The 22147-nt window shown below is 55.4% G+C and carries 18 protein-coding genes and 4 tRNA genes; 11 read left to right on the plus strand and 11 right to left on the minus strand.

The window, feature by feature from the left end; genetic code table 11:
* Positions 1-43 precede the first annotated feature (43 nt).
* From yigB to lptM, 5 genes are read right to left on the minus strand one after another with little or no spacing between them, the layout of a single operon-like run.
* Positions 44-760 carry a 5-amino-6-(5-phospho-D-ribitylamino)uracil phosphatase YigB gene (yigB, locus tag HV213_RS28330; protein ID WP_181484143.1) on the minus strand — a complete coding sequence of 239 codons (717 nt, stop codon included), beginning with the start codon at positions 758-760 and terminating at the stop codon, positions 44-46.
* Positions 760-1662, minus strand: a complete 903-nt coding sequence (gene xerC / locus HV213_RS28335; protein ID WP_181484144.1) for a tyrosine recombinase XerC — start codon at positions 1660-1662, stop codon at positions 760-762. Before xerC ends, yigB begins: the two co-directional genes overlap by 1 nt.
* Entirely contained in the window at positions 1659-2366 is a 708-nt protein-coding gene (locus HV213_RS28340) for a DUF484 domain-containing protein (protein ID WP_181484145.1), read from the minus strand. Before HV213_RS28340 ends, xerC begins: the two co-directional genes overlap by 4 nt.
* Positions 2363-3187, minus strand: coding sequence for a diaminopimelate epimerase (gene dapF, locus HV213_RS28345; RefSeq protein WP_181484146.1), 825 nt, complete (start codon positions 3185-3187; stop codon positions 2363-2365). Before dapF ends, HV213_RS28340 begins: the two co-directional genes overlap by 4 nt.
* Before the next feature lie 29 nt (positions 3188-3216).
* Positions 3217-3420: an LPS translocon maturation chaperone LptM gene (lptM, locus tag HV213_RS28350; protein ID WP_110276916.1), complete on the minus strand. Its 204-nt coding sequence runs from the start codon at positions 3418-3420 to the stop codon at positions 3217-3219.
* A gap of 546 nt (positions 3421-3966) precedes the next feature.
* Between lptM and HV213_RS28355 the strand changes: the two genes are divergently transcribed.
* From HV213_RS28355 to HV213_RS28365, 3 genes are read left to right on the plus strand one after another with little or no spacing between them, the layout of a single operon-like run.
* Positions 3967-5067, plus strand: a complete 1101-nt coding sequence (locus HV213_RS28355; RefSeq protein WP_181484147.1) for a DKNYY family protein — start codon at positions 3967-3969, stop codon at positions 5065-5067.
* A gap of 28 nt (positions 5068-5095) precedes the next feature.
* Positions 5096-5602 carry a hypothetical protein gene (locus HV213_RS28360; protein WP_181484148.1) on the plus strand — a complete coding sequence of 169 codons (507 nt, stop codon included), beginning with the start codon at positions 5096-5098 and terminating at the stop codon, positions 5600-5602.
* On the plus strand, positions 5599-6948 hold the full coding sequence (locus HV213_RS28365; protein ID WP_181484149.1) for a hypothetical protein: 1350 nt from the start codon (positions 5599-5601) through the stop codon (positions 6946-6948). The genes HV213_RS28360 and HV213_RS28365 overlap by 4 nt, the downstream gene beginning before the upstream one ends.
* Positions 6949-7063: 115 nt before the next feature.
* Here the strand turns inward: HV213_RS28365 and pdxR are convergent, their stop codons facing one another.
* A complete protein-coding gene (pdxR, locus tag HV213_RS28370) occupies positions 7064-8524 on the minus strand; it encodes a MocR-like pyridoxine biosynthesis transcription factor PdxR (protein ID WP_181484150.1) in 1461 nt (486 codons plus the stop codon).
* A 132-nt stretch (positions 8525-8656) separates the two neighbouring features.
* On the opposite strand from pdxR, the gene HV213_RS28375 reads away from it, so the two are divergent.
* From HV213_RS28375 to cyaY, 4 genes are all read left to right on the plus strand, one after another.
* A complete protein-coding gene (locus tag HV213_RS28375; protein WP_181484151.1) occupies positions 8657-10303 on the plus strand; it encodes an amidohydrolase in 1647 nt (548 codons plus the stop codon).
* Between the two features lie 77 nt (positions 10304-10380).
* Positions 10381-12057 (plus strand): MFS transporter, encoded by a 1677-nt coding sequence (locus tag HV213_RS28380; protein WP_181484152.1) that lies wholly within the window; start codon positions 10381-10383, stop codon positions 12055-12057.
* Positions 12058-12142: 85 nt separating this feature from the next.
* Positions 12143-13726, plus strand: a complete 1584-nt coding sequence (locus HV213_RS28385) for an MFS transporter (protein WP_181484153.1) — start codon at positions 12143-12145, stop codon at positions 13724-13726.
* Positions 13727-13770: 44 nt separating this feature from the next.
* Positions 13771-14091 (plus strand): iron donor protein CyaY, encoded by a 321-nt coding sequence (cyaY, locus tag HV213_RS28390; protein ID WP_181484154.1) that lies wholly within the window; start codon positions 13771-13773, stop codon positions 14089-14091.
* A 145-nt stretch (positions 14092-14236) separates the two neighbouring features.
* Here the strand turns inward: cyaY and cyaA are convergent, their stop codons facing one another.
* Positions 14237-16786, minus strand: coding sequence for a class I adenylate cyclase (gene cyaA, locus HV213_RS28395; RefSeq protein WP_110276873.1), 2550 nt, complete (start codon positions 16784-16786; stop codon positions 14237-14239).
* Between the two features lie 346 nt (positions 16787-17132).
* Between cyaA and hemC the strand changes: the two genes are divergently transcribed.
* Genes hemC through hemY form a run of 4 tightly spaced genes read left to right on the plus strand, consistent with a single transcriptional unit; the run spans position 17133 to position 21220 of the window.
* Positions 17133-18074, plus strand: a complete 942-nt coding sequence (gene hemC, locus HV213_RS28400) for a hydroxymethylbilane synthase (RefSeq protein ID WP_181484155.1) — start codon at positions 17133-17135, stop codon at positions 18072-18074.
* Entirely contained in the window at positions 18071-18811 is a 741-nt protein-coding gene (gene hemD / locus HV213_RS28405) for a uroporphyrinogen-III synthase (protein ID WP_181484156.1), read from the plus strand. Before hemC ends, hemD begins: the two co-directional genes overlap by 4 nt.
* Positions 18812-18832: 21 nt before the next feature.
* Positions 18833-20020: a uroporphyrinogen-III C-methyltransferase gene (hemX, locus tag HV213_RS28410; protein ID WP_181484157.1), complete on the plus strand. Its 1188-nt coding sequence runs from the start codon at positions 18833-18835 to the stop codon at positions 20018-20020.
* A 3-nt stretch (positions 20021-20023) separates the two neighbouring features.
* Positions 20024-21220: a protoheme IX biogenesis protein HemY gene (hemY, locus tag HV213_RS28415; protein WP_181484158.1), complete on the plus strand. Its 1197-nt coding sequence runs from the start codon at positions 20024-20026 to the stop codon at positions 21218-21220.
* A 457-nt stretch (positions 21221-21677) separates the two neighbouring features.
* Here hemY and HV213_RS28420 read toward each other — a convergent pair.
* The 4 genes from HV213_RS28420 to HV213_RS28435 form a co-directional block, all read right to left on the minus strand.
* A tRNA-Pro gene (locus tag HV213_RS28420) sits at positions 21678-21754 on the minus strand.
* Between the two features lie 45 nt (positions 21755-21799).
* Positions 21800-21886 (minus strand) — tRNA-Leu (locus HV213_RS28425).
* Between the two features lie 22 nt (positions 21887-21908).
* Positions 21909-21984 (minus strand) — tRNA-His (locus tag HV213_RS28430).
* 55 nt (positions 21985-22039) lie between these two features.
* Positions 22040-22116, minus strand: a tRNA-Arg gene (locus HV213_RS28435).
* Between the last annotated feature and the right edge of the window lie 31 nt (positions 22117-22147).

Below are 22147 nucleotides of genomic sequence, written 5' to 3' on the forward strand. Positions count from 1 at the left end.
CAGTTCACCGGGCTACTGTTAATTTATACAGAACTACTGACGATTATATCAGCGAGGTCAGAGATGCCAACCGTGAAATTTCGATGTGCGGCAGCAGGCGGCTGTCGGCGGTGTGCATCAGGTCTGCGCCCTGCGGTTTGATCCAACAAGCCTGCATGCCGCAGCGAATCGAGCCTGCCACATCGGTCGTTAAGTCATCACCGACGTGAAGAATTTCCCCTAGCGGAAGCGTCAGCCGTTCTGCCGCAAGATGATACATATCGGCAAAGGGTTTAGAGCGCCCATCCGGGCCCGCGCGCAGCACAAAGCGGAAGTAGTCGCTCAGGCCGAAGAGTTCCGGCTGGGCGTTACCGTTGGTAATCGCCACCAGCGGCCACTTTTCAGCGAGTTTAGCCAGCGTATCGTGCGTCTCTTGCGGGATGTCGATGAGGCTGCGCCAGTAGGCAAAGCTAGCCATCGCCTCGTCAGCACCGGTTTTCGCCATCGCCGCAGAAAGCCCGGCGTTGATCATCCCCAGCTCCAGCGCGCGACGCCGCCATTCGGTCACATCGTGGTAAATCTCCGGCTCTGTCGCCAGCAGGGTCTGACGCAGTTGGTTCAGTTCGCTGGCGTCAAATTGGCTTAAAGAAGGATGGTAGCTGCGCACAAAACTCAGCGACTCATGCATCGTCCGATCAATCACCGGGCGGTTGTCATAAAGGGTATCGTCCAGGTCAAACGTCAGCGCTGAAATCTGGCCCAGAGGTCGGTAAAAACGCATTATTTCCCCCGTTTGGCGCGCGGATGCGCCGCATCATACACCGAGGCAAGGTGTTGAAAATCAAGATGGGTATAGATTTGAGTGGTAGAGAGGTTGGCATGGCCCAGCAGCTCCTGCACCCCGCGCAGATCGCCGCTCGACTCCAGCATATGCGTGGCGAAGGAGTGGCGCAGCTTATGCGGATGCACGTGGCTGTTGAGACCTTGCTTAATGCCCCATTCGGCAAAGCGTTTTTGCACGTTACGCGCGGAAATTCGCTTACCCAGTTTGGATAAGAACAGCGCGTCGTCATCGGTACCGAACAGGCCGCGCAGGTCGAGCCAGTGCTCAATCCACACCACCGCATTGCGGCCAATCGGCAGGCGGCGCTCTTTGCTGCCTTTGCCCATCACCCACACCTCGCCTGACTCCAGGTCAAGGTGCTTAATGTCGAGATTCACCAGCTCCGAAAGACGCAGCCCTGCACCGTACATCACTTCCAGCATCGCCCGATCGCGCACCGCCAGCGGATCGTTAAGATCGATATCCAGCAGTCGGTTAACGTCGTCGACATCGATATTTTTCGGCAAGTGGCGTGGCGCTTTCGGCGCGGAGATGCCCTTCGCCGGATTAGCCGTCAGTTCACCCTGGCTCACCAGCCAGTCAAAAAAGCTGCGTAAGGCAGAAAGCCGCAGCGCCAGGCTGGCAGGCCCCAGTCCCAGACGGCGGCTGCGCACCGCAAAGCCTCGAACCTGAGCGGCGTCACACTGCTGCCAGCTTTTAAGCCCGGCGTTTTCCGCCAGCGCGATAAGCGCATCCAGTTGACGCCGGTAGTTCAGCAGCGTAATCGGACTCAGCTGACGCTCCACGCCGAGATAACGTAAGAAGCGCTCTACGGAGGCAAACAGAGGAGAATCGGTCATGCGCGTTCAATCCAACGCGCCAGCAATCCGGGGAGCATTGAAGCAATCTCCTGCAACAGTTGTGTTCCCTGACCTTGCTGATAGTGCTGGGGATCGCGACTGCTGAAGAACATGACGCCGGGAGCATCATCGCCGCCGAGCAGCGACATCGCGACCGAACCGATGGCTTTCGCTTCCGGCAGCGCGACCAGCAGTTCAGGGCCGTTCAACGGACCAAGATAATGGCGTTGCTGCCCAAGACGCTGAATACGGATAGGTTCAAACGCCTGGCGACTCAGCGCCAGATGGGTGAATTTGGATGGCGCGCCGAGCCGCCAGCAATCCGGAAACAGACGCACCGTCGCGCCCGCCAGCCCCAGCTCGCGCGCCCAGCGATGAAAGCGGTTTAGCATATCATCAAGGCTCTCGGCCGCAGCCAGCCGCGTTTGCAGGTGGAACAGGCGCTGAAACAGGCTTTCGTTCGCCGTCGCCTGCTCCATCAGCAGCGTCATATTCTCTTCCAGAACGTTGATATGATTCCGCGCCCGCGCCATGTGCCACTCCACCAGCGAGACCGAACCACGCACCGGATGCGGAACAGACATGTGCTCCACCAGCGCCGCATTACGAATAAAGAATTCAGGATGTTGCAACAGATAGTCCACCACTGCGCGGTCATTCAGCGTGCCGATGATTTCCTGCTGTTCTTCCCCGACTTGTTTCATAAATGAATAAATCCGTCATAGACATGTGCCGCCGGGCCAGTCATATACAACGGTTGGCCCGGGCCTTTCCAGGCGATATCAAGACGCCCGCCGGGTAATTCCACGCGAACCTCCTCACCCAGTAATCCCTGCTGGATACCCACTGCCGCCGCTGCACAGGCACCGCTTCCGCAGGCCTGCGTTTCGCCCGCGCCGCGTTCATACACGCGCAGACGAATATGGGAACGGCTGACCACCTGCATAAAACCGATGTTCGCGCGCTCCGGGAAGCGTTCATGGTTTTCCATCACCGGGCCGAGCGTTTCCACCGTCGCGGTTTCCACGTCATCGACCTGAATAACGCAGTGCGGGTTACCCATCGACACCACGCCGCACAATACTGTCTGTTCAGCGACACGCATAATATAGGTCTTTTCCGCTTTGTTGGCGCGGAACGGCACCTGCGATGGCTCGAAGTTCGGCTCGCCCATATTCACGCGCACCAGATCGTCTTCCGTTACGCTTAATACCATACGGCCGTTCGACGTGCTCACGCGGATATCACGTTTATTGGTCAGGCCTTTCAGGCGCACAAAACGGGCGAAACAGCGCGCACCGTTGCCGCACTGCGCCACCTCGCTGCCGTCAGCGTTAAAAATACGATAATGGAAATCGAGTTCGGGATCGTAAGGCGGTTCAACGACCAGCAGTTGATCGAAACCCACGCCAAGGTGCCGATCCGCCAGGCGGCGAATCAGATCCGGTGAGAAAAAAACATTCTGCGTTACCGCGTCAACGACCATAAAGTCGTTGCCAAGGCCATGCATTTTAGAAAACTGCATTATCTACTCCAGTTGCGCGGAACAGAACGTTAGTAATTTACCTGGGTCGGGCCGCCGCTATCACCGCGATCGTTACGATCAGGCGTAGAGCTCTGGATACCGCTATCAACCGGTTTGGTCGGCGGGGGTGCCGTTTTTTCCGCTGGCGGGAAATAGAGCGGACCTTTCAGGCCACAGCCAGTGAGGCTGAGGACCGCTAATAAAACGGCAAGCGTTGGGAAAACGTTTTTCATGGATAGTTGCCCGTGATTCATTCTTTCTGCTTTCTATCATCGCAGGAGAAGACGTAAAAGCAAGCGTTTAGGACGGCTTTATGAAATCTGAAAAGCGGCTTTCCACCGAGGTTAAAGCGCTAAAACGTTGCCAGATATGCTCTAGTGATTCATTAACCTTTGTGTTGTCAGGATGACCAGGTGATGAAGAAAAAGCTGCTTTGCGTACTTGTTGGGGCGTTAGCAATACCTGCCGCATGGGGGTGTCGCGTAAGCCCAATATATAATGCATACCAGAAACAGGGACACGATGTTGTTTATGTTAGTGGGGTAAACTATCAAAATTCAGTCACCCTCACTCATCTACCCGAAGTAAACTTCAGCAAACTACGACTTCTACGAGATCCGGCGCGCCCTGAGGAATGGCGCTATGTTGAAGAACCGCCGGAGTCTGATTATACCGACGAAGGCGTAAACGCCACGCGGCTCACCACCGCTTATTATTCTGATGGCCGCTATGTTATATCGGCCGGGGAGATTGTACGCAACCCTCCCGGAACACCCCCTGTGGATATAGCCACATTCCGCGTTTTTGGCCGTTTCGCTGCGGATAAACACAGTCTTTATTTCGATGGCAAACGCACCGGGGCAAATCAGGGCGTGGATATGGCCACTTTAGCCGCGGTGCCATTTGGTGAGCCGTGGTATGACTATGGCGGCCCGAAATCCGCAACTGTTTTACGCGACCAACACCATCTTTACCTGCGCGGGCATCGGGCGGAGAACTCCGACAGATTTCGCGTCCTGGCACAAAAGCCATGGGATCAGCGGGGAATTTTTTATTCTATCAACGCCTGCGCAGACGTGCCTATCGGCCCGTGGGATACGCTGGCGCGCACCGCAACGCAGGTTATCATCAATGGTCTGGCGCTGGACGCCGACCCTGACTCTTTTACCGTTGTGCGCTGGATCCCCGGCACCCTGCTCATCTACCGCGATAAAAACGGTGTCAGGCGACTCAATCTGGATCTGAAGGACAAAAACGCCGGGACGCCGAATCACGCGCTGGGCAGCAAAGACTGTTCAGCCACCTTTAATATGCTCGAAGATAAGGTCACGTGGCGTAAGGCATGGCAAGGGGAAGATTGTGAGGTCGAAACCCTCCCGGGCCTCGATCCAGAACTGTTTCATCCACTTAACAACAGCGTGGCGCAGTACCAGGACCGCCTGTACTCGGTGAAAACGTCGGAATTCGGCGAAGATTATCTGGAAGTTATCACGCTGGACGACCCGAATCTGGTGATCAACAAAAGGTTTAGCGCCGATAAGCGTCACGGATATCTGCTGACGACCAAAGGGGAGCTGGAGGTCTTCGATTCCGCCGGGCCGCTGGTCCTTTTAGATGCGCGTGTTCCCGATGAACGGGAAGCACATACCGAAGACAGTCAATACCGCCCCAACTGGTTTGCCCGCGACGATCGCTATGTTTACGTCTTCACAGGCTTACAGCTCTACCGCTATGAAACGGCCTGGCCGCAATATGCACATGTCACAGGCCAGCGAGAAAAAGGCGGTTACGGCTTTGCCTATTCCAGAATCGGCGGCAAGCTGGTGACGCTGGAAGGCTATTACTATCAGGATCAATTTGTCCCACGGAAAAATAAGTAACCGGGGCAAAGAACGCAAGGATGAGGTAATGCATATAAAATTCACGCTGCTAACCACTTTGCTCTTCCTGCTTATACCGCAGGCGCAGGCCACCACCTGGAGCTATAACTCAGCGTCATTGAGAAATGCGCCAGCAGGCTTAGTCTACAGTGAGGGCGTCGATAACGTCGCGCAATATCGCGACCGCCTGTACGTGGATAAACTGTCGTTCTTCGGCGAAAAACAGCTGGAGACCATTACGCTGGACTCGCCGGGCCTGGTGATTAATAGCCGTCTCAGCGCGGGAAAAAGCCACGGCTATTTTATTCGCCAGTTCGGGGATGTTCAGGTGTTTACCCCCGCCGGAACGTTGCATATTCGCAACAACGCGCCAGATTATGACGATCGCTACGTGTATACCTGGAGCCGTAGCCAGCTTTATCGTCGTGCCAGCGGTTGCCCACAGGAGTCCAGGTTTGACACAGATGCAGAGGGAGATTCAAAACTCACTCTCGTTGACCAGTGTCTTAAAAATTCAGGTCAGGATGGCTTATGAAAAAGCCGCACCTTGCATTTACCACCTTTTTGTCGCTGGCAATACCGCTAGCTCACGCAGCAGAGTTTCACTACCAGCAGCAGGGTGAAGAGACGCTGTATACCGCCCAAAGTGAACCGCCGGAGATTATTTCCCGCCTTACCGGCGTCGACTTTGCCCATTTACAGCGCATTGCCGATTTATCACAGCCCAATGAAACCACGCCGCTAAGCAATATCAATACCGATACATGGGCTTGTAGCACGTCGTTTAATGACGTCCCGGCGATCTGCGATTATCACCACGCCTGGCTGAGCGATGGCCGACAAATCCTGTGGGCGGGTAAAAAAGTCATCGGCGCTGATGTCGCCAGCTTTCGCGCCTATGGCCGCTTCGCCGCCGATAAACAGAGCCTCTACTTTGACGGCGAACGTACTGACGATAATCCCGCAGACAACCCGCTGGATATGGCAACGCTGGAAGAGATCGACAGCGATTTAGCTGAAGGTGACGCCAGCGACATCGTGAAAGATCGGCACAATCTCTACTATCACGGACGCCGCCTGGGTAGCGCTGACGGCTTCGTCCTGCTGGGCTTAAAATCATGGGATCAGCGCGGGTCACTCATCGACTACAGTTCCTGCGAACCGGCCCGTAACGCCGGGCCGTGGGATATTCTCGTGCGCAACATCAACCACGTGTTTATCAACGGCGAACCGATTAACGCCGATCCCGATTCCTTTGAGGTGGTGCGCTGGATGCCCGGCTCGCTGCTGATTTATCGCGATAAACACGGCGAAAAGCGCCTTTCGTATGGCCGGAACTGCACCGATATTTTTGATATGCAACTGGGCAAAGTCACGTGGCGTACCCGCACCGCCACCCCGCGCGGCAACGATTGCCGGGTAGAGACGCTGCCTGACGTCGCCCCTGAAAATTTTAACGTTATTAGCCGCGCAATAGCGCAGTACAAAGATCGGGTTTATATCGTGAAAGACCGAGATTTTCTGGACCAGCGCCTGAGCATTATCAAAATTGCCGACCCGGAGTTAGAGCTGGATACCGGGATTAACGTTACCGATAGCAATCGCGCTTATGTGGTGAGCGAGGATAGCGTTTTAACCGTCCGGACCGCTGGCAAGATGGTGCGCATAAAACTGCCCGACGGCGAGTTTTCTCAACTATTCGCTCATGACGATCGCTATGTCTATGCATTCCTGGAAGGCGATATGTGGCGCTACAAGACGGCGCGGCCTGAGGCGGCATATATAAACGAGGATAACGATTTGGTTATCGATGAAGGGAAATATCGCAGCTATGGTGCCGAAAGCAAATTCATCCCCCGCAGGGCAGCGGAGAAAAAGTGATAACAGAGACTAATGACAAACCTGGCTACTGGTTCACCATCGTCTGCAGACCGGTAGCCCGGACAGATGCGCAGCATCGCCTCCGGGAACCAGCGCGCAACGCCGCTTACGAGACTTACTCCCAACATTTTTTGAGCACCTGTATCGACTGCACAATATCCGCCTCCATGACGCCCGCAAATCCCAGCACGATACCGTAATGGTGGCGGCTTTCCGGGGTACCCGGGATCCACAGCGCGCTCAGCGGCGTAATCTCAACTCCAGCCGCCTGAGCCTGGCTCACAAGGCGATTTTCGGTTTCAGCATCGTCCAGCGTAATCGCCGCATGCAGCCCCGAGGCCACCTCCGGCATCACGCCAATATGGCTCAGATGTTGATTCCACTCGGCCAACAGCAGGTCGCGACGGCTTTTGCTGATTCTGCGCATCCGGCGAATATGAGGCTGGAAATGACCTTCCGAAATAAAGCTCGCCATCACCTGCTGATCGTTCATTGGCGGCTGGCGGGTCGATAGCGTGCGCAGCAGGTTCAGCGGCTCCACCAGCTGTTGCGGAACGACCATGTAGCCCAGGCGCAGCGCGGGATACATCACTTTGGAAAACGAACCGATATAAATAACCCGATGGCGGTTATCCAGCGCGGCGAGCGGCATCAGCGGCGTGCCGTTATAGCGATACTCACCGTCGTAATCATCTTCCATAATCCACGCCTGATGCTTTCTGGCCCACTCCAGCAGCGCCATACGCCGCGGCAGCGAGAGCGTCGCACCGGTCGGGTACTGACATGACGGACTGACGTAGACCATCCTGGCATCGGGATAATCCGCCAGCTGTTGCGTCTGAAGCCCCTCATCATCTACGTTGATCGCTTTAATATTCAAACCCAGACAGGAAAATACGCCCGCCGCTGCCCAGTGGCAGGGGTTTTCCATGATCACATCCTGCTCCGCGCGCAGCAGTAATGCGGAGCACAGCATAATCGCCTGCTGCGCGCCAAGGGTAATAATCACCTGGGCCGGATCGCACTTCAGGCCGCGCGAAGTATGCAGATAGCTGGCGATAAGCTCTCGTAGCTGTAAATCCCCCGCCGGTACGCCATAGCCCATTTGCGCGATGGGTCGACGCCGCCAGAAACGGTTTTGCAGCCGGGACCAGGTATCAAACGGAAAATGGTCAATCGCTGGCATACCAATGCGAAATGCCTTCGGCGGGCCATCGTGAACAAAATGGCGGTTAAACCGCGCCGTCAGCGGCAAGCGCGAGTCTACGCGCAAAGCGGGAATTTCCGGGACTTCCGGGCCTTCTTCAACCTCCTGCCCCCGAAAACGAATATAGGTGCCATCGCCCTGCCGGGTCTCAATCAAATCATCGGCATATAAGCGCTCATAGACCGATACCACCGTATTACGCGAAACGCCCAGCAGCCGCGCCAGCTCACGCGTGGCAGGCAGCTTCGCGCCGTGGAGACCGGGCGTGCTCATCATCTTCTCTCTCAGCGCACGATAGAGCTGCTCGCTACGCTTTCGCCCAGCATCCAGCTTTATCCCCGTTAAATCAAAAGGCAGAGTGATCGACAAATTGGCACCTTAATATCGTGGGTTTTTGGCCCTGTTATACATCCAATATGACAATTAGCATAGATGTATTAATACTCATGATGAAAGCGACGTCTTTCATCACTCTCAGAACCCAGAATGATTGAGCCAACTATGTCAGCATCAGAAATCACGATTTTTGCCGCTAAGAAAATCATTACGATGTGTCCGAACCGCCCGGAAACGACCCATGTGGCGGTGCGTGGCGACCGTATTTTAGGCACCGGCACGCTTGAAGAACTCACCGGTTTTGGCGAATACCAGATGGATAACACCTTCGCTGATAAAGTACTGATGCCTGGCCTGATTGAGGCCCATTCGCACGTCACTGGCGGCGGCATGTGGCAGTTCCCTTACGTCGGATATTACGACCGCCCGGACCATACTGGTAAAATCTGGCAGGGTTGCCGTTCTTTTGATGATGTCGTCAGCGCGCTGCAGGCCGTTGAACGCACGATGACCGACCCGCACGCGCCGCTGATTGCCTGGGGCGTTGACCCGATTTATTTCGGCAGCGAGAAGCTGGGACGCGAGCATCTTGACCGGGTTTCCACTACCCGTCCGGTCGCTGTTATCCATATGAGCATCCACCTGATGGGCGCCAATACCGCCGCGCTGCACGATTGCGGGATTTTTGACGACTGCCAGATTGAAGGGGTGGTGAAAAACGAAGACGGTACGCTGCACGGCGAGCTGGTGGAATTTGCCGCCATGGGGCCGATTCTAAATAAATATGGTTTTTGGGATGAACTGACCACCGAAATCGCCATCGCCAATTTCGGCCAGGAAGCGTTTCGCGCGGGCTGTACCAGCGCGGCGGATATGGGTCTGACCGATTTCAGCAATCCTGAGCTGATGACCAACTACATCCGCATGACCCGTGAAGAGGATTTCCCGATTCGCTTGCTGGTAGCCTACGGTCCTCCATTCGTTAAGAAACCGTTCCAGCAAGCGCTGGATTTTGCCCCAGACGTGATGCGCCACGGCCACGAAAAAATGCATTTCGGCCCGATGAAAATCTTCCTCGACGGCTCTATCCAGGGCGGGTCCGGACGTATGCTGGAACCGTTCTATTATCTGGATGGCCATAACGGCGCGTGGAACGCCACTCCGGAAGAGGTGGAGCAGCAGGTCTATGACATTATGTCCCGTGGCTACCAGGTTCACTGTCACTGTAACGGCGACGAGGCTTCGGAAGCGTTTATTAAAGCCGTTGAGAAGACCCTGAACCGCATTCCGGCAGTTAACCACCGCGCAGTGATGCAGCACGCGCAGATGCTGCGTGAAGATCAGTTTAAACGCATTAAAGAGATCGGTATGTGCGTGAACTTCTTCAGCAATCACGTCTATTACTGGGGCGATCAGCATTACAGCAAAACCATGGGCCCAGAGCGCGCGATGCGCATGGACGCCTGCGGCAGCGCGGTACGTCACGGTATTCCTTTCGCTTTCCACAGCGACTGCGGTATCACGCCCATCAACCCCCTGTTCACCGGCTGGTGCGCGGTTAACCGCCTCACCGCCTCCGGACGCGTGCTGGGCGAAGCGGAGAAAATCTCCGTCGATCAGGCGCTGCACGCCATGACCCTGGGCGCGGCATGGACCATGAAAATGGACCATCTGATCGGCAGCATCGAATGCGGCAAATACGCCGACTTCACGGTGCTGGAAGACGATCCGCAGGCCATTGAGCCGGTCCAGCTTAAAGATGTGAAGGTATGGGGCACCGTGCTGGGCGGTAAGAAACAGCCAATCCAGTAAACCTTTTTCCTGTTGCCCACCCGATGATAGCCATCGGGCGGGCCACTTTTGCCTGAAACTAACCACAGAACCTTTTTATGACTACCAATACCGTTCTTAACTCTCCCGGTATGTCGCGCAACGCGTCCGCCGATACGGCAATGAAGTGGCTACCGCTGCTGGTGCTGTGTCTCGCCCAGCTATCGACATCCGGCGATAACGCCACCCTGAGCATCGCCACCGGCGCGCTGGTGAAAGACCTGCACGCCTCAATGGATCTTATCAGCATCGCCAACGCCATGTATTCGTTGGCTGCCGGTTCCCTGATGGTTGCCGCCGGTATGGCCGGGCTTATCGTTGGTTGGAAAAAAACCTTCCGCATCGGCTGCGCGCTGCTGTTCCTTGCTGAACTGACCGCCTACTTCTCACCGAACATGATCGTCTTCACCTACGGCGCTCGCCTGCTTTCCGGTATTGGCGGGAGCTTTATGATCCCGTCCGTGTTGGGGCTGATCGCCAGTAACTATCAGGGTCGTCAGCAGGCCATTGCCTTTGGTGCCATCGGGGCAGCAAGCGGGGTCTCCTTCGCCGCCGGGCCGTTGATTTGCGGCCTGCTGGTTGACCATCTCGGCTGGCGCGCAGCATTTGCCGCCATCGCCTGCCTGTGCATCGTCATCTTCAGCGGCTCATTCCTGGTCCCTACGCCAGCGAAGCCGGATCGCAAAGTGGTGTTCGATCTGCCGGGCGTAGTTTTGACCGTCATCGGCCTGTTCAGCGTGATCCTCGGCTTCCTGAAAGTATCAAGCTGGGGTCTGCTTACGCCATTCAACGCGCCGTTCACGATTATGGGCATGAGTCCGGCGCCGTTCCTGGTGCTGTTTGGCCTGGTGGTACTGGCGATTATGCTGAAATGGGAGCGCCATCGCGAAGCCACAACCGGCAGCGCGCTGATCCCGCTGTCGTTCCTTGCCACGCCGCAGGTGCGTAACGGCCTCTACCTGACCGCATTTATCTTCCTTGCCTATGGCTCTGGTATTTTTGTTACCGTGAGCTTTGTGCAGGTTGTCGCCGGACTGAACGGTATCGAAACCGGCCTGATGATCCTGCCGTTTGCGCTGGGCGTGGTAGTGTGTTCGCTGGGTCTGCCGATTGTGTGGAAAAACGCTAACCCGAAACGGATGTGCCAAAGCGCGCTGCTGATCGGCACGCTCGGTTCCGTTCTGTGCATCTTCGGCTTCGGTCCGTCTGATTTCAGCATGATCGTGCCGGTAGGGATGTGTCTGATAGGCATCAGCATGGGCATCGTTTCCGCCTACTCCAGCTATATTGTAACCAGCGCTCTGCCAGCACGAGATGCACAGCAGTCCGGTGGCGTACAAGCAACATCGCGTAACGTAGGCCAGGCCATCGGCGTTGCGGTCTGCGGTATGGTCATGCTGACGGCGATCACCATGACGGTACAGGGAATGGCAAGCAACGACGCATCGCTAAGCCAGGATACACAGCAGAAGGTGGCGAATATGTCCGTGATCCCTTACCTCAGCGACACCGGTTTTACTAAGCTGATGCTGGATCAGGGTGTTAAGCAAAAAGATGTCTCTGAACTCAATCAGGTGTATAAAACCGCGCGCCTGAAAGCCACGCGGGCGGGCATGATGGCCACCGCTGTAATGACGCTACTGTTTTTATTCGGAACGCGGAATCTGCCTGTTCGCGCCAAAGGTTCCGATGACGTCGCAGGAGAAGAACCGCGTGCGAAAAAGTCCAGAACCTGAGTTAAGACCTGAAAATAACTAGCAACAACGCGCCCCCCGCAAGGAAGGGCGCGTTTTGTCGTTTCTATCAACAAGGAAATCCCCTGTGGTCGATAACCCCACGAAGACAAGCTGGTTACCCCTGATTGTCCTGTGCTTCGCACAGTTTCTGGCCTCTGCCGACAACGTCACGCTCAGCATTGCCACTCAGGCACTGATGAGCGACCTGCACGCCACGCTGGGGCAAATCAGTACCGCAAATACAATGTACCCGCTTATTGCGGGCACGTTTATGGTCGCAGGAGGCATGTTGGGGTGCATCTGGGGTTGGCGAATGTTGTTCCGTATCGGGTGCCTGATTTTTATCCTTGCTGAGGTTGGCGCATTTTTCTCACCGTCTATCACCGTCTTTACCTGGGGTGCGCGTTTGACGGCCGGGATTGGCGGCAGCCTGATGATCCCTGCCGTTTTCGGCCTGATCTCCTCACTTTATCAACAGCGACAACGCGTCACCGCTTTTGGCGCGCTGGGTGCCTCCAGCGGTATTTCATTCGCCTGCGGGCCAATATTATGCGGATATTTACTCGATCACGTCGGCTGGCGCGTGGCGTTTGCTTCGCTTGGTCTGCTGGCGCTGCTTATTTTACTCTGCTCCACCGTCATCCCCAGCGCCGATAAGAAACGGACGTCGATCCCGTTCGATACGCCGGGATTTCTGTTAGGCACCCTGGGGTTATTCCTGACGATTTTCGGTATTCTGCGCATCCCGGTTTGGGGGCTGATTATGCCCTTTGATGCCTCAGTAAACGTTCTTGGCCTGAGCCCCGCGCCTTTCGTCACGCTCAGTGGTCTTATCGTGCTTTTAATCATGCTGCGCTGGGAGCGCCATTTTGAAGCCAAAACCGGCTACGCGCTCCTTCCCTCCGTGTTCCTCAAAACGCGCCTTGTGCGCCATGGGCTATATCTCACAGGCTGGATATTTTTTGCCTACAGCTCCGCTATTTTCACCGTAGTGAGTTTTGCGCAAATCGTCAAAAACGTATCGGCAATGGAAACCGGGTTGCTGATACTCCCTTTTGCGATTTGCCTCGCCGCCTGTTCTCTGGGGTTGCCGCTGTTTATCCAGCAGCGAAACCCGCGTCGTCAGTGCCAAATGGGGCTGATTGCGGGGTTGTCTGGGGCTCTTATTGCCGCCGTGGCGCTGCACGTAACCGGGTTTACCCCTGCGCTTATGGCGTTGGGGCTTTGTTTGATAGGCGCGGGAATGGGGACAATCGCAGCCAATGCCCCGATACTGGTCACTACGGGCGCGGGAAATCATCACGCAGAGCAGTCAGGTGGCGTTCAGGCGGCTTCGCGTGATATCGGGCAAGCGTTGGGAATGGCGCTGATCAGTACCGTTATGCTGACCGTGTTAACCTTCCTGATGAAATATCAGGTACAGCACGACCTGGCCATCAGCCTGCCCGCCCGGCAAATCGTTGAGCATCTCAACTTCATTCCCTGGATAAGCGATCGCGCTTTTCATCAGTTTATACAAACGCAAAACCTGGCCTCCGGCGATCTGATGAACATCCTGAGTCATTATCAGCAGAGCCGACTGCAGAGCACACGCTATGGGCTACTGGCGATGGCGATCGTGACTTTGCTCCTGTTTATCCGCCTGCGTGACCTGCCGAAGTCATCGTAGATTGCGCTATACTGCCGCCACTATCAAAAAAGCGGGACAGAACCATGAACGACAGTGAATTCCATCGCCTGGCCGATACCTTGTGGATGACCATCGAAGAACGTCTGGATGACTGGGACGGCGACAGCGATATCGACTGCGAAATCAACGGCGGCGTGCTGACCATCAGTTTTGAAAATGGCAGCAAAATCATTATTAACCGTCAGGAGCCACTGCACCAGGTGTGGCTGGCAGCCAAGCAAGGCGGCTATCATTTCGACCTAAAAGGCGATGAGTGGATTTGCGACCGCAGCGGCGAAAGCTTCTGGGATCTACTGGAACAGGCGGCAACGAATCAGGCCGGTGAAGAAGTGAGTTTTCGTTAAGGCGGCAAGCTTCGATTTTCCCCGGAGGCGATGCTAACGCATCTGTCCGGGCTACAAAACACTACACCGCACGTACTCGTAGCCCGAGCAAGCGAAGCGCCCCCGGGAAATTTACCAGCACGGAATCACAGGTCTATGCGGCAGGTCAAGAGTAGTGCTGCAACATCGATGATGTCGCGGAATCCTCACCTGCAGCAAGGGTCGCAGCGGCAATCACCTGGCTGCGGAAGGGGATCACCTGTTCGCGGCCATCGACATCAACAATCTGATAGAACTGCGGCAAGTTAAAGTTGATAAAGCTCGAACCGTAGGTAAAGCGGTCATGGGATGACGAGTAGAAGCGGCTGACGTCGCGCACCAGCTCCTCTTTACTGCCTTCGCAGTGGTGATACACCTCAGCGCGGTTGCTCTCATCAAGGATATAGATGTTAAAACCGTTATCGTTATCCGCATCTTCAAAGAAGAACTGAATAATCCCTTCGCTGGCAAAACCATCCACCACCTGCGGCAGCCTGACGTGGTTGGTTTCCACCTGTACCGACAGGCCGTGCAGTTTGTTATGTGAAATCGCACCGTAGAACTCAATGGCGTTTTCCAGCTTCTGCACTGAGACGTTAAGACGCTCGAAGAACAGGCCCCAGGTCTGCCCGGAAACGCGCAGCGCTTTAAAGCGACCGGTATCCTGGCGAGTGCTGGAGAGACGCAGCTCGACGCATTCAGAAACCAGTTGCTGCACGCGAGTGCGGATTAACCCGCGCAGATGCTGGCTATAACAGAACACTTCCACGCTGTCCGGCGGCGCGGCATCCTGATGCATTTTACCAAGAATGGTTTTCAGCGCTTCGATCATCGCCTGCTCGCCGTTGAAGTGCAGCGTACGCACTTCGTTCCACGAGTTGCGATACAGCAGATCAACGCTGCCAATCAAGCATTTTTGCTCTTCGCCAAAGCTGAAAACGTCCAGCTTGCGGAAGTCGAAATGCACCACCTGATTGCGGAAGGCCGCCGTCGGGTCATATTCCAGGTTAACGATGATCGCCAGATGGCGAATTTCGCAAGGGCTGTACAGCGCTTTCGGCGTTGGGGAAGGCAGGCGCAGCGGGAAGTGGTGCGACACATCGGCCACCATCTCCTGCAATTTAGCCAGATCGACAATGCCGTTGCCCTTAATAAACAGGCGAGTTCGTGACGTCAGCAGGCCGTTAAACCAGGCCCAGGCCACCAGCTTATTAAGATAACGGTTATATTCCAGCGGCTGATGGCTAATGATCGATTCCATATCCGGCGCGCGGTTATAGACATACCAACCGGTGCGGTTGGCACGGCCCGGCGGCACGTGGATAAAGGTCAGATTCGGTTCAGACAGGTCCGGTGAAATTTGCGGGTTGACCAGGGTGACTTTCCCCGGCAGCGCTTCAAATGCGGCGTACAGCTTACGCGTCAGCACGCCAATATCCTGCGGACTGGCGGAAACGCTCAGATTATTGCGGCGCGCAAAGCGAATCAGGTTGCGATAGCTTTGCATCATCGCATCAAGCAGCTCGTTGTGCGCCTTGCGTACTTCGTCAATCTTCCAGTTGGCCCGGTTGTCGAGCATCATCAGACGCTTTTCATCCCAACCCCACTCTTTCACCAGATGGCTAACCACTTCACGACGCCAGCCGACACAGGCGCGCTCGCGGCTCAGCTTCTCACACACTTTTAAATAGAAACATCGACGCACCAGGTCGAGGCGCGTTTCGTCTTCAATGGCTTGCAGATAGAGGGTTACTCGCTCCAGCATCATGCAGTACGGATCGAGACCAAACGAGACGATCTCGCCGTCATGCAGGCGCTGTTTGATATCTTTCGCCAGCAGGCGGTTGTTGGGATATTCCCAGGAATAAGCTTCCAGCAGCAGCGTTTTAAGCACCGCTTTATACGGCGAGTCGATACTTTTGTAGAGCTGCCACAGGCTGGCGCCAAAGTACTCTTCCGCCGACAGCGAGCTCAGGCCGCCGAGATCCAGCCATTCGTTCGGCGTCAGTACCCCCTGCGAGTACAGCGACATCACGTAATCATCGTAATGCTCTTCTTCATCGCACGGCACCATATTCCACAGAATACGTTTCCCGGCGAGACGCACGGCAGTACGGTAAAACTCATCCAGCAGCAGGATATGTTGGGTTGAACCGCAGTCTTCGCCGCCGAGGCTACCGCTTTCATTATGACGGAAGCGGTTTTCATCGATCAGGAAGAAGCTGACTTCAACGCCCAGCGATGCCGCCCAGCTTTCCAGCAGGCTGCATTTACGCTGTAACAGCTGACGCTCATCAGTATCCAGCCAGGCCTGGTGACAAACCCAGATGTCGAGATCGGAAGAGCAGCTTTGGCCGACGGATGAAGTACTGCCCATGGAGTAAAGTCCGGTGATCGGCAGTTCGCCTTTCGGCGGCTCCTGCGTCAGCATTCCACGGTGCAGTTCAAGCTCGTCAAGGTAGTGGCGTTGGGTTTCATCAGGCGTGTAGAGGCAAATGCCTCGGGGAACGTTACCGTCAAGGTAACCCGGCATCAACGGGTGATGATAATGTAGTAATGTCGGCAGTAGACTGTAAACCTGCTGGAAAGCGGGTCCCATGGCAGCAAGGGCGCGATCTACGCGCAATTGGTTGATGGCATCCAGTCTCTGTTTCAGTGTCTCAATATAGAGGTACAAGACATATCGCCTGATGTTCAAAAACCCGACGTACAATAGTACGGAGGATTTCAGTATTTCAACAAAAACCGTCACCATTCGTCGTCGGTGTGGTTGTGATGAACTGCTGACTGACAAATGGTTTAAAACGTGATCAATCTAACACCTTGCTCATTGACCGTAAAGAAAGATGCGCTACATACAAGTGTAGCACCGTTTACTATGTGTAAATTCTTCACTACGTTTACGGCAACCGGCTGGCGCATGAAAGGCTAAAAAAGAAGGCCGAGACCCTTCCCCCACAAAACTAACATCCCTAAGACAACAATGTTAGGATGGTTAGTGGTCGACAATGACGGTAACAAGCATGTTAGACAAAGTTTTGAGAATTGCCACACGGCAAAGCCCGCTTGCACTATGGCAGGCACATTATGTGAAAGAACGCCTGGAGTCCTGCCATCCGCAGCTCTCGGTCGAACTGGTGCCAATGGTCACCCGCGGCGACGTGATCCTTGATACCCCCCTTGCGAAAGTGGGTGGCAAGGGCCTGTTTGTCAAAGAATTAGAACTGGCCATGCTGGACGGTCGCGCCGATATTGCCGTCCATTCCATGAAAGATGTCCCGGTGGAATTTCCCGAGGGACTGGGACTGGTCACCATTTGCGAACGCGAAGATCCACGCGATGCGTTTGTCTCAAATCACTATGCGTCTATTGATGAACTGCCGCATGGCAGCATTGTTGGCACGTCAAGTTTACGCCGTCAGTGCCAGCTGGCCGCCGATCGTCCGGATCTGGTGATCCGCTCTCTGCGCGGTAACGTCGGCACGCGCCTGGGTAAACTGGACAGCGGTGAGTATGATGCCATTATTCTTGCGGCGGCGGGCCTGAAGCGCCTGAAGCTGGAAGCGCGGATTCGCCAGCCGCTGTCACCAGAGCAATCCCTGCCCGCAGTGGGTCAGGGCGCGGTCGGTATCGAATGCCGTCTTGACGATGAGTGGACTAAAGCGCTGCTGGCCCCACTGAATCATACGGAAACGGCCATACGCGTACGCGCCGAACGGGCGATGAACACCCGTCTTGAAGGCGGCTGTCAGGTCCCCATCGGCAGCTATGCTGAGCTTATCAACGGCGAACTCTGGTTACGCGCGCTGGTCGGTGCGCCGGATGGCTCGCAGATGGTTCGCGGCGAACGACGCGGTCGTGCGGAAGATGCCGAAACCCTCGGCGTCTCCCTCGCTGAAGAACTGCTGGATAACGGCGCTCGCGACATTCTCGCCGCTGTATATGCAGGAGTTGCGCCTCGATGAGCATTCTGGTCACCCGTCCTCTGCCGCAAGGCGAAGAGCTGGTCAGTCGCCTGCGCGCGCAGGGACGTGTGGCCTGGAGCTTTCCGCTCATTGAGTTTACCCCTGGTCGTCAGCTCCCCGCACTGAGCAACCAGTTGGCAAGGTTGACGGAAGGCGATTTACTCTTCGCACTATCGCAGCATGCTGTAGAGTTTGCCCACGCCCGCCTGCAACAACAGGGCCTACGCTGGCCCTCTGCGCCTGATTATTTTGCGATTGGCCGCACCACTGCGCTAGCCCTGCACAAAGTCAGCAATCATGATATTCGCTATCCGTTAGATCGGGAAATCAGTGAAGTCTTGCTACAATTACCTGAATTACAAAACATTGCGGGGAAAAAAGCCCTCATTCTGCGCGGCAATGGTGGGCGAGAATTACTCGGTGAAACGCTCCGTGAACGCGGCGCAGATGTCACTTTTTGTGAATGTTATCAACGTAGTGCAAGGCACTATGATGGCGCAGAAGAAGCAATGCGCTGGCAGAATCGCGGAGTTTCAACGCTGGTCGTTACCAGCGGTGAGATGCTGCAGCAGCTTTGGACGCTAATACCGCAGTGGTACCGCGAACATTGGCTCCTGAGCTGTCGCATTTTAGTTGTCAGTGAACGTCTGGCCGAACAAGCCAGGGAATTGGGCTGGCAGGATATCCAGGTTGCCGATAGCGCCGACAACGATGCGCTGCTACGCGCATTACAATAACTCTCAACATTGGAAGCCATAATGACGGAACAACAGAATCAATCCGCCGTGGTTGAAGAGACCAGGGAGGCCGTGGAAAAGACACCACAGCCAGAAAAGAATAATGTAGAAAAGAAAAACGGCGGCAGTAAAACCAGTCTCGCCCTGAGCGCAATAGCGATTGCTATCGCCCTCGCCGCTGGCGTAGGCCTTTACGGCCTCACGAAAACTCAGGCAACCCGTCAGAGCGAAACCAGCGCCGAGCTATCCAGCCAGATCGCCGCGCTGCAAAAAGCGCAGGAAAGCCAAAAAAGCGAACTCGAAGGCATTATTAAGCAGCAAGCCGACCAGTTGACGGAAGCCCAGCGCCAACAAGATTCGCTAACGAAGAAGCTTGAAGAGGTACAGGAAAAAGTTGCCATTATCTCCGGTAGCGACGCCAAAACCTGGCTGCTGGCGCAGGCAGATTTTCTGGTGAAACTGGCCGGGCGCAAGCTGTGGAGCGATCAGGACGTGACGACCGCCGCCGCGCTACTAAAGAGCGCCGACGCCAGCCTCGCCGATATGAACGATCCGAGCCTGATTAGCGCTCGCCGCGCCATCACCGACGATATCGCTTCGCTTTCCGCCGTGAGTCAGGTGGACTATGACGGCATCATCCTGAAAGTGAACCAGCTTGCCAATCAGATCGATAATTTGCGTCTGGCAGACAATAACAATGATGACTCCCCGATGGATTCCGATAGCGATGAGCTATCCAGTTCCATCAGCGAATGGCGGGTAAATCTGCAAAAAAGCTGGCAGAACTTTATGGACAGCTTTATTACCGTTCGTCGTCGCGATGAAACGGCCGTGCCGCTGCTGGCACCGAATCAGGATGTCTACCTGCGTGAGAACATTCGCTCACGTCTGCTAGTCGCGGCGCAGGCGGTGCCACGCCATCAGGAAGAGACTTACAAGCAAGCGCTGGATAACGTCTCCACCTGGGTTCGCGCCTACTACGATACTGACGATGCCACTACCAAGGCCTTCCTTGAGGATGTGGATAAACTCAGTCAGCAAAGCATCACTATGGACGTACCGGAAACCCTGCAGAGCCAGGGCCTGCTTGAAAAACTCATGCAGACGCGGGTCCGTAATCTGATGGCGCAGCCCGTCGCGCCGCAGAGCAACGCCCCGGCACCGACGCCAGCAGCCCCCGCGCCAACGCCTGCGCCACAAGGAGAGTAACGCATGTTGAAAATTCTCTTACTCTTCGCGCTGTTGCTCGCTGGAATTATCGTTGGACCGATGATCGCCGGACATCAGGGCTACGTCCTGATCCAGACCGACAACTACAATATCGAAACCAGCGTCACCGGGTTAGCGATCATTCTGATCCTCACCATGGTGGTCCTGTTTGCGATTGAATGGCTGCTGCGGCGTATTTTCCGCACCGGCGCGCATACCCGCGGCTGGTTCGTTGGCCGTAAACGCCGTCGCGCCCGCAAGCAAACCGAACAGGCGCTGCTGAAGCTGGCAGAAGGCGATTATCAGCAGGTTGAGAAGCTGATGGCAAAAAATGCCGATCACGCGGAACAACCGGTTGTAAATTACCTGCTGGCGGCGGAAGCGGCCCAGCAGCGTGGTGATGAAGCTCGCGCTAACCAGCATCTGGAACGCGCAACCGAACTGGCCGGTGACGATCTGATCCCGGTCGAAATCACTCGCGTACGTCTGCAACTGGCGCGCAATGAAAACCACGCAGCACGTCACGGCATCGACAAACTGCTGGAAATCACGCCGCGTCATCCAGAAGTGCTGCGTCTGGCCGAGCAGGCCTATATCCGCACCGGAGCCTGGAATTCACTGCTGGATATCATTCCATCAATGGCAAAAGCCAACGTCAGCGACGAAGAGCATCGCGCTGAGCTGGAACAGCTGGCGTGGATTGGTCTGATGGATAAAGCGCTGGCCGATGGCGGCAGCGAAGGGTTGCGCGACTGGTGGAAAAGCCAGAGTCGTAAAACTCGCAGCCAGGTGGCGCTACAGGTGGCAATGGCTAATCGCCTTATCGAAAGCGATGACCATGATACCGCTCAGCAGATTATTATCGACGGCCTGAAAAAGCACTACGACGACCGTCTGGTGATGCCGATTCCGCGGCTGAAAACCAATAATCCAGAGCAATTGGAGAAGGTGCTGCGCCAGCAGCTCAAAACGGTCGGTGACCGCCCGCTGCTGTGGAGCACGCTGGGACAGTCGTTAATGCGTCACGGCGAGTGGCAGGAAGCCAGCATCGCGTTCCGCGCCGCGCTCAAGCAACGTCCGGATGCGTTTGATTACGCGTGGCTGGCCGATATCCTCGATCGTCTGAATCAACCGGAAGAAGCCGCAACAATGCGCCGCGACGGCCTGCTGCTGACGTTACAAAACAATCCACAGCAGTAAGCTCGATCTTCACTATCGCCTCCACTGGGGGCGATAGCACCCCCCTTCTGCAAATGCTTCACGCTCCCAAATAAAAAAACGCCTGCTCTGAAACCAGGGCAGGCGTTAAAACAGGTCTGTTTGACAACAAATTGGGTGCTTCACTCAACGTAATGTCCATGGTGTTTGATGAGGCTTGCGCGACATCTGTCAGTGGACGATAAGCACCGTAAACGGCTCTGCATCATTCCTGGGTTTATGAGGCACTAAGGCGAACATAAGAGATGGAATGAGCATCTACCCGTTCATTATCGCACAGGATCTACGGAAATTGCATCTATGAGAGTACTGAATTGGGAGTATTCCGCATAATAAATCGCGTCACAATCAGCGAGATATTTTTAGTGAGATCATGGGGATAAGAGAATTTTTGGCAAATTCAGAAAACAAAAAACCCCGCCGAAGCGGGGTTCAAAATTGGTCGGCGAGAGAGGATTCGAACCTCCGACCCACTGGTCCCAAACCAGTTGCGCTACCAAGCTGCGCTACTCGCCGATATACTGCTTTTTTGAATTTTTAGTTCAATTCTTTATAAAGTCGTGGTGCGAAGGGAGGGACTTGAACCCTCACGTCCGTAAGAACACTAACACCTGAAGCTAGCGCGTCTACCAATTCCGCCACCATCGCATGTTCACAACTTTCTAAATAATGGGGTGGCTAATGGGATTCGAACCCACGACAACTGGAATCACAATCCAGGGCTCTACCAACTGAGCTATAGCCACCACTACAAATCTTTTTACGCGGTATTAAACCACCGCAGCTCCAGCACCGGGTAAATGGTGCGCCCGACAGGATTCGAACCTGAGACCTCTGCCTCCGGAGGGCAGCGCTCTATCCAGCTGAGCTACGGGCGCTTAGCGCCGTTGCGGGGTCGGATATTACGGA

This window comes from Klebsiella sp. RHBSTW-00484, from assembly GCF_013705725.1.
Lineage (GTDB): Bacteria > Pseudomonadota > Gammaproteobacteria > Enterobacterales > Enterobacteriaceae > Klebsiella.

Bases quoted from the DNA above. Each gene is read 5' to 3' on its own strand.
- hemD (WP_181484156.1), top strand. From the start codon at position 18,071: ATGAGCATTCTGGTCACCCGTCCTCTGCCGCAAGGCGAAGAGCTGGTC.
- dapF (WP_181484146.1), bottom strand. From the start codon at position 3,187: ATGCAGTTTTCTAAAATGCATGGCCTTGGCAACGACTTTATGGTCGTT.
- HV213_RS28375 (WP_181484151.1), top strand. From the start codon at position 8,657: ATGTCAGCATCAGAAATCACGATTTTTGCCGCTAAGAAAATCATTACG.
- HV213_RS28380 (WP_181484152.1), top strand. From the start codon at position 10,381: ATGACTACCAATACCGTTCTTAACTCTCCCGGTATGTCGCGCAACGCG.
- cyaY (WP_181484154.1), top strand. From the start codon at position 13,771: ATGAACGACAGTGAATTCCATCGCCTGGCCGATACCTTGTGGATGACC.
- hemY (WP_181484158.1), top strand. From the start codon at position 20,024: ATGTTGAAAATTCTCTTACTCTTCGCGCTGTTGCTCGCTGGAATTATC.
- yigB (WP_181484143.1), bottom strand. From the start codon at position 760: ATGCGTTTTTACCGACCTCTGGGCCAGATTTCAGCGCTGACGTTTGAC.
- hemC (WP_181484155.1), top strand. From the start codon at position 17,133: ATGTTAGACAAAGTTTTGAGAATTGCCACACGGCAAAGCCCGCTTGCA.
- xerC (WP_181484144.1), bottom strand. From the start codon at position 1,662: ATGACCGATTCTCCTCTGTTTGCCTCCGTAGAGCGCTTCTTACGTTAT.
- HV213_RS28365 (WP_181484149.1), top strand. From the start codon at position 5,599: ATGAAAAAGCCGCACCTTGCATTTACCACCTTTTTGTCGCTGGCAATA.
- hemX (WP_181484157.1), top strand. From the start codon at position 18,833: ATGACGGAACAACAGAATCAATCCGCCGTGGTTGAAGAGACCAGGGAG.
- HV213_RS28340 (WP_181484145.1), bottom strand. From the start codon at position 2,366: ATGAAACAAGTCGGGGAAGAACAGCAGGAAATCATCGGCACGCTGAAT.
- HV213_RS28360 (WP_181484148.1), top strand. From the start codon at position 5,096: ATGCATATAAAATTCACGCTGCTAACCACTTTGCTCTTCCTGCTTATA.
- lptM (WP_110276916.1), bottom strand. From the start codon at position 3,420: ATGAAAAACGTTTTCCCAACGCTTGCCGTTTTATTAGCGGTCCTCAGC.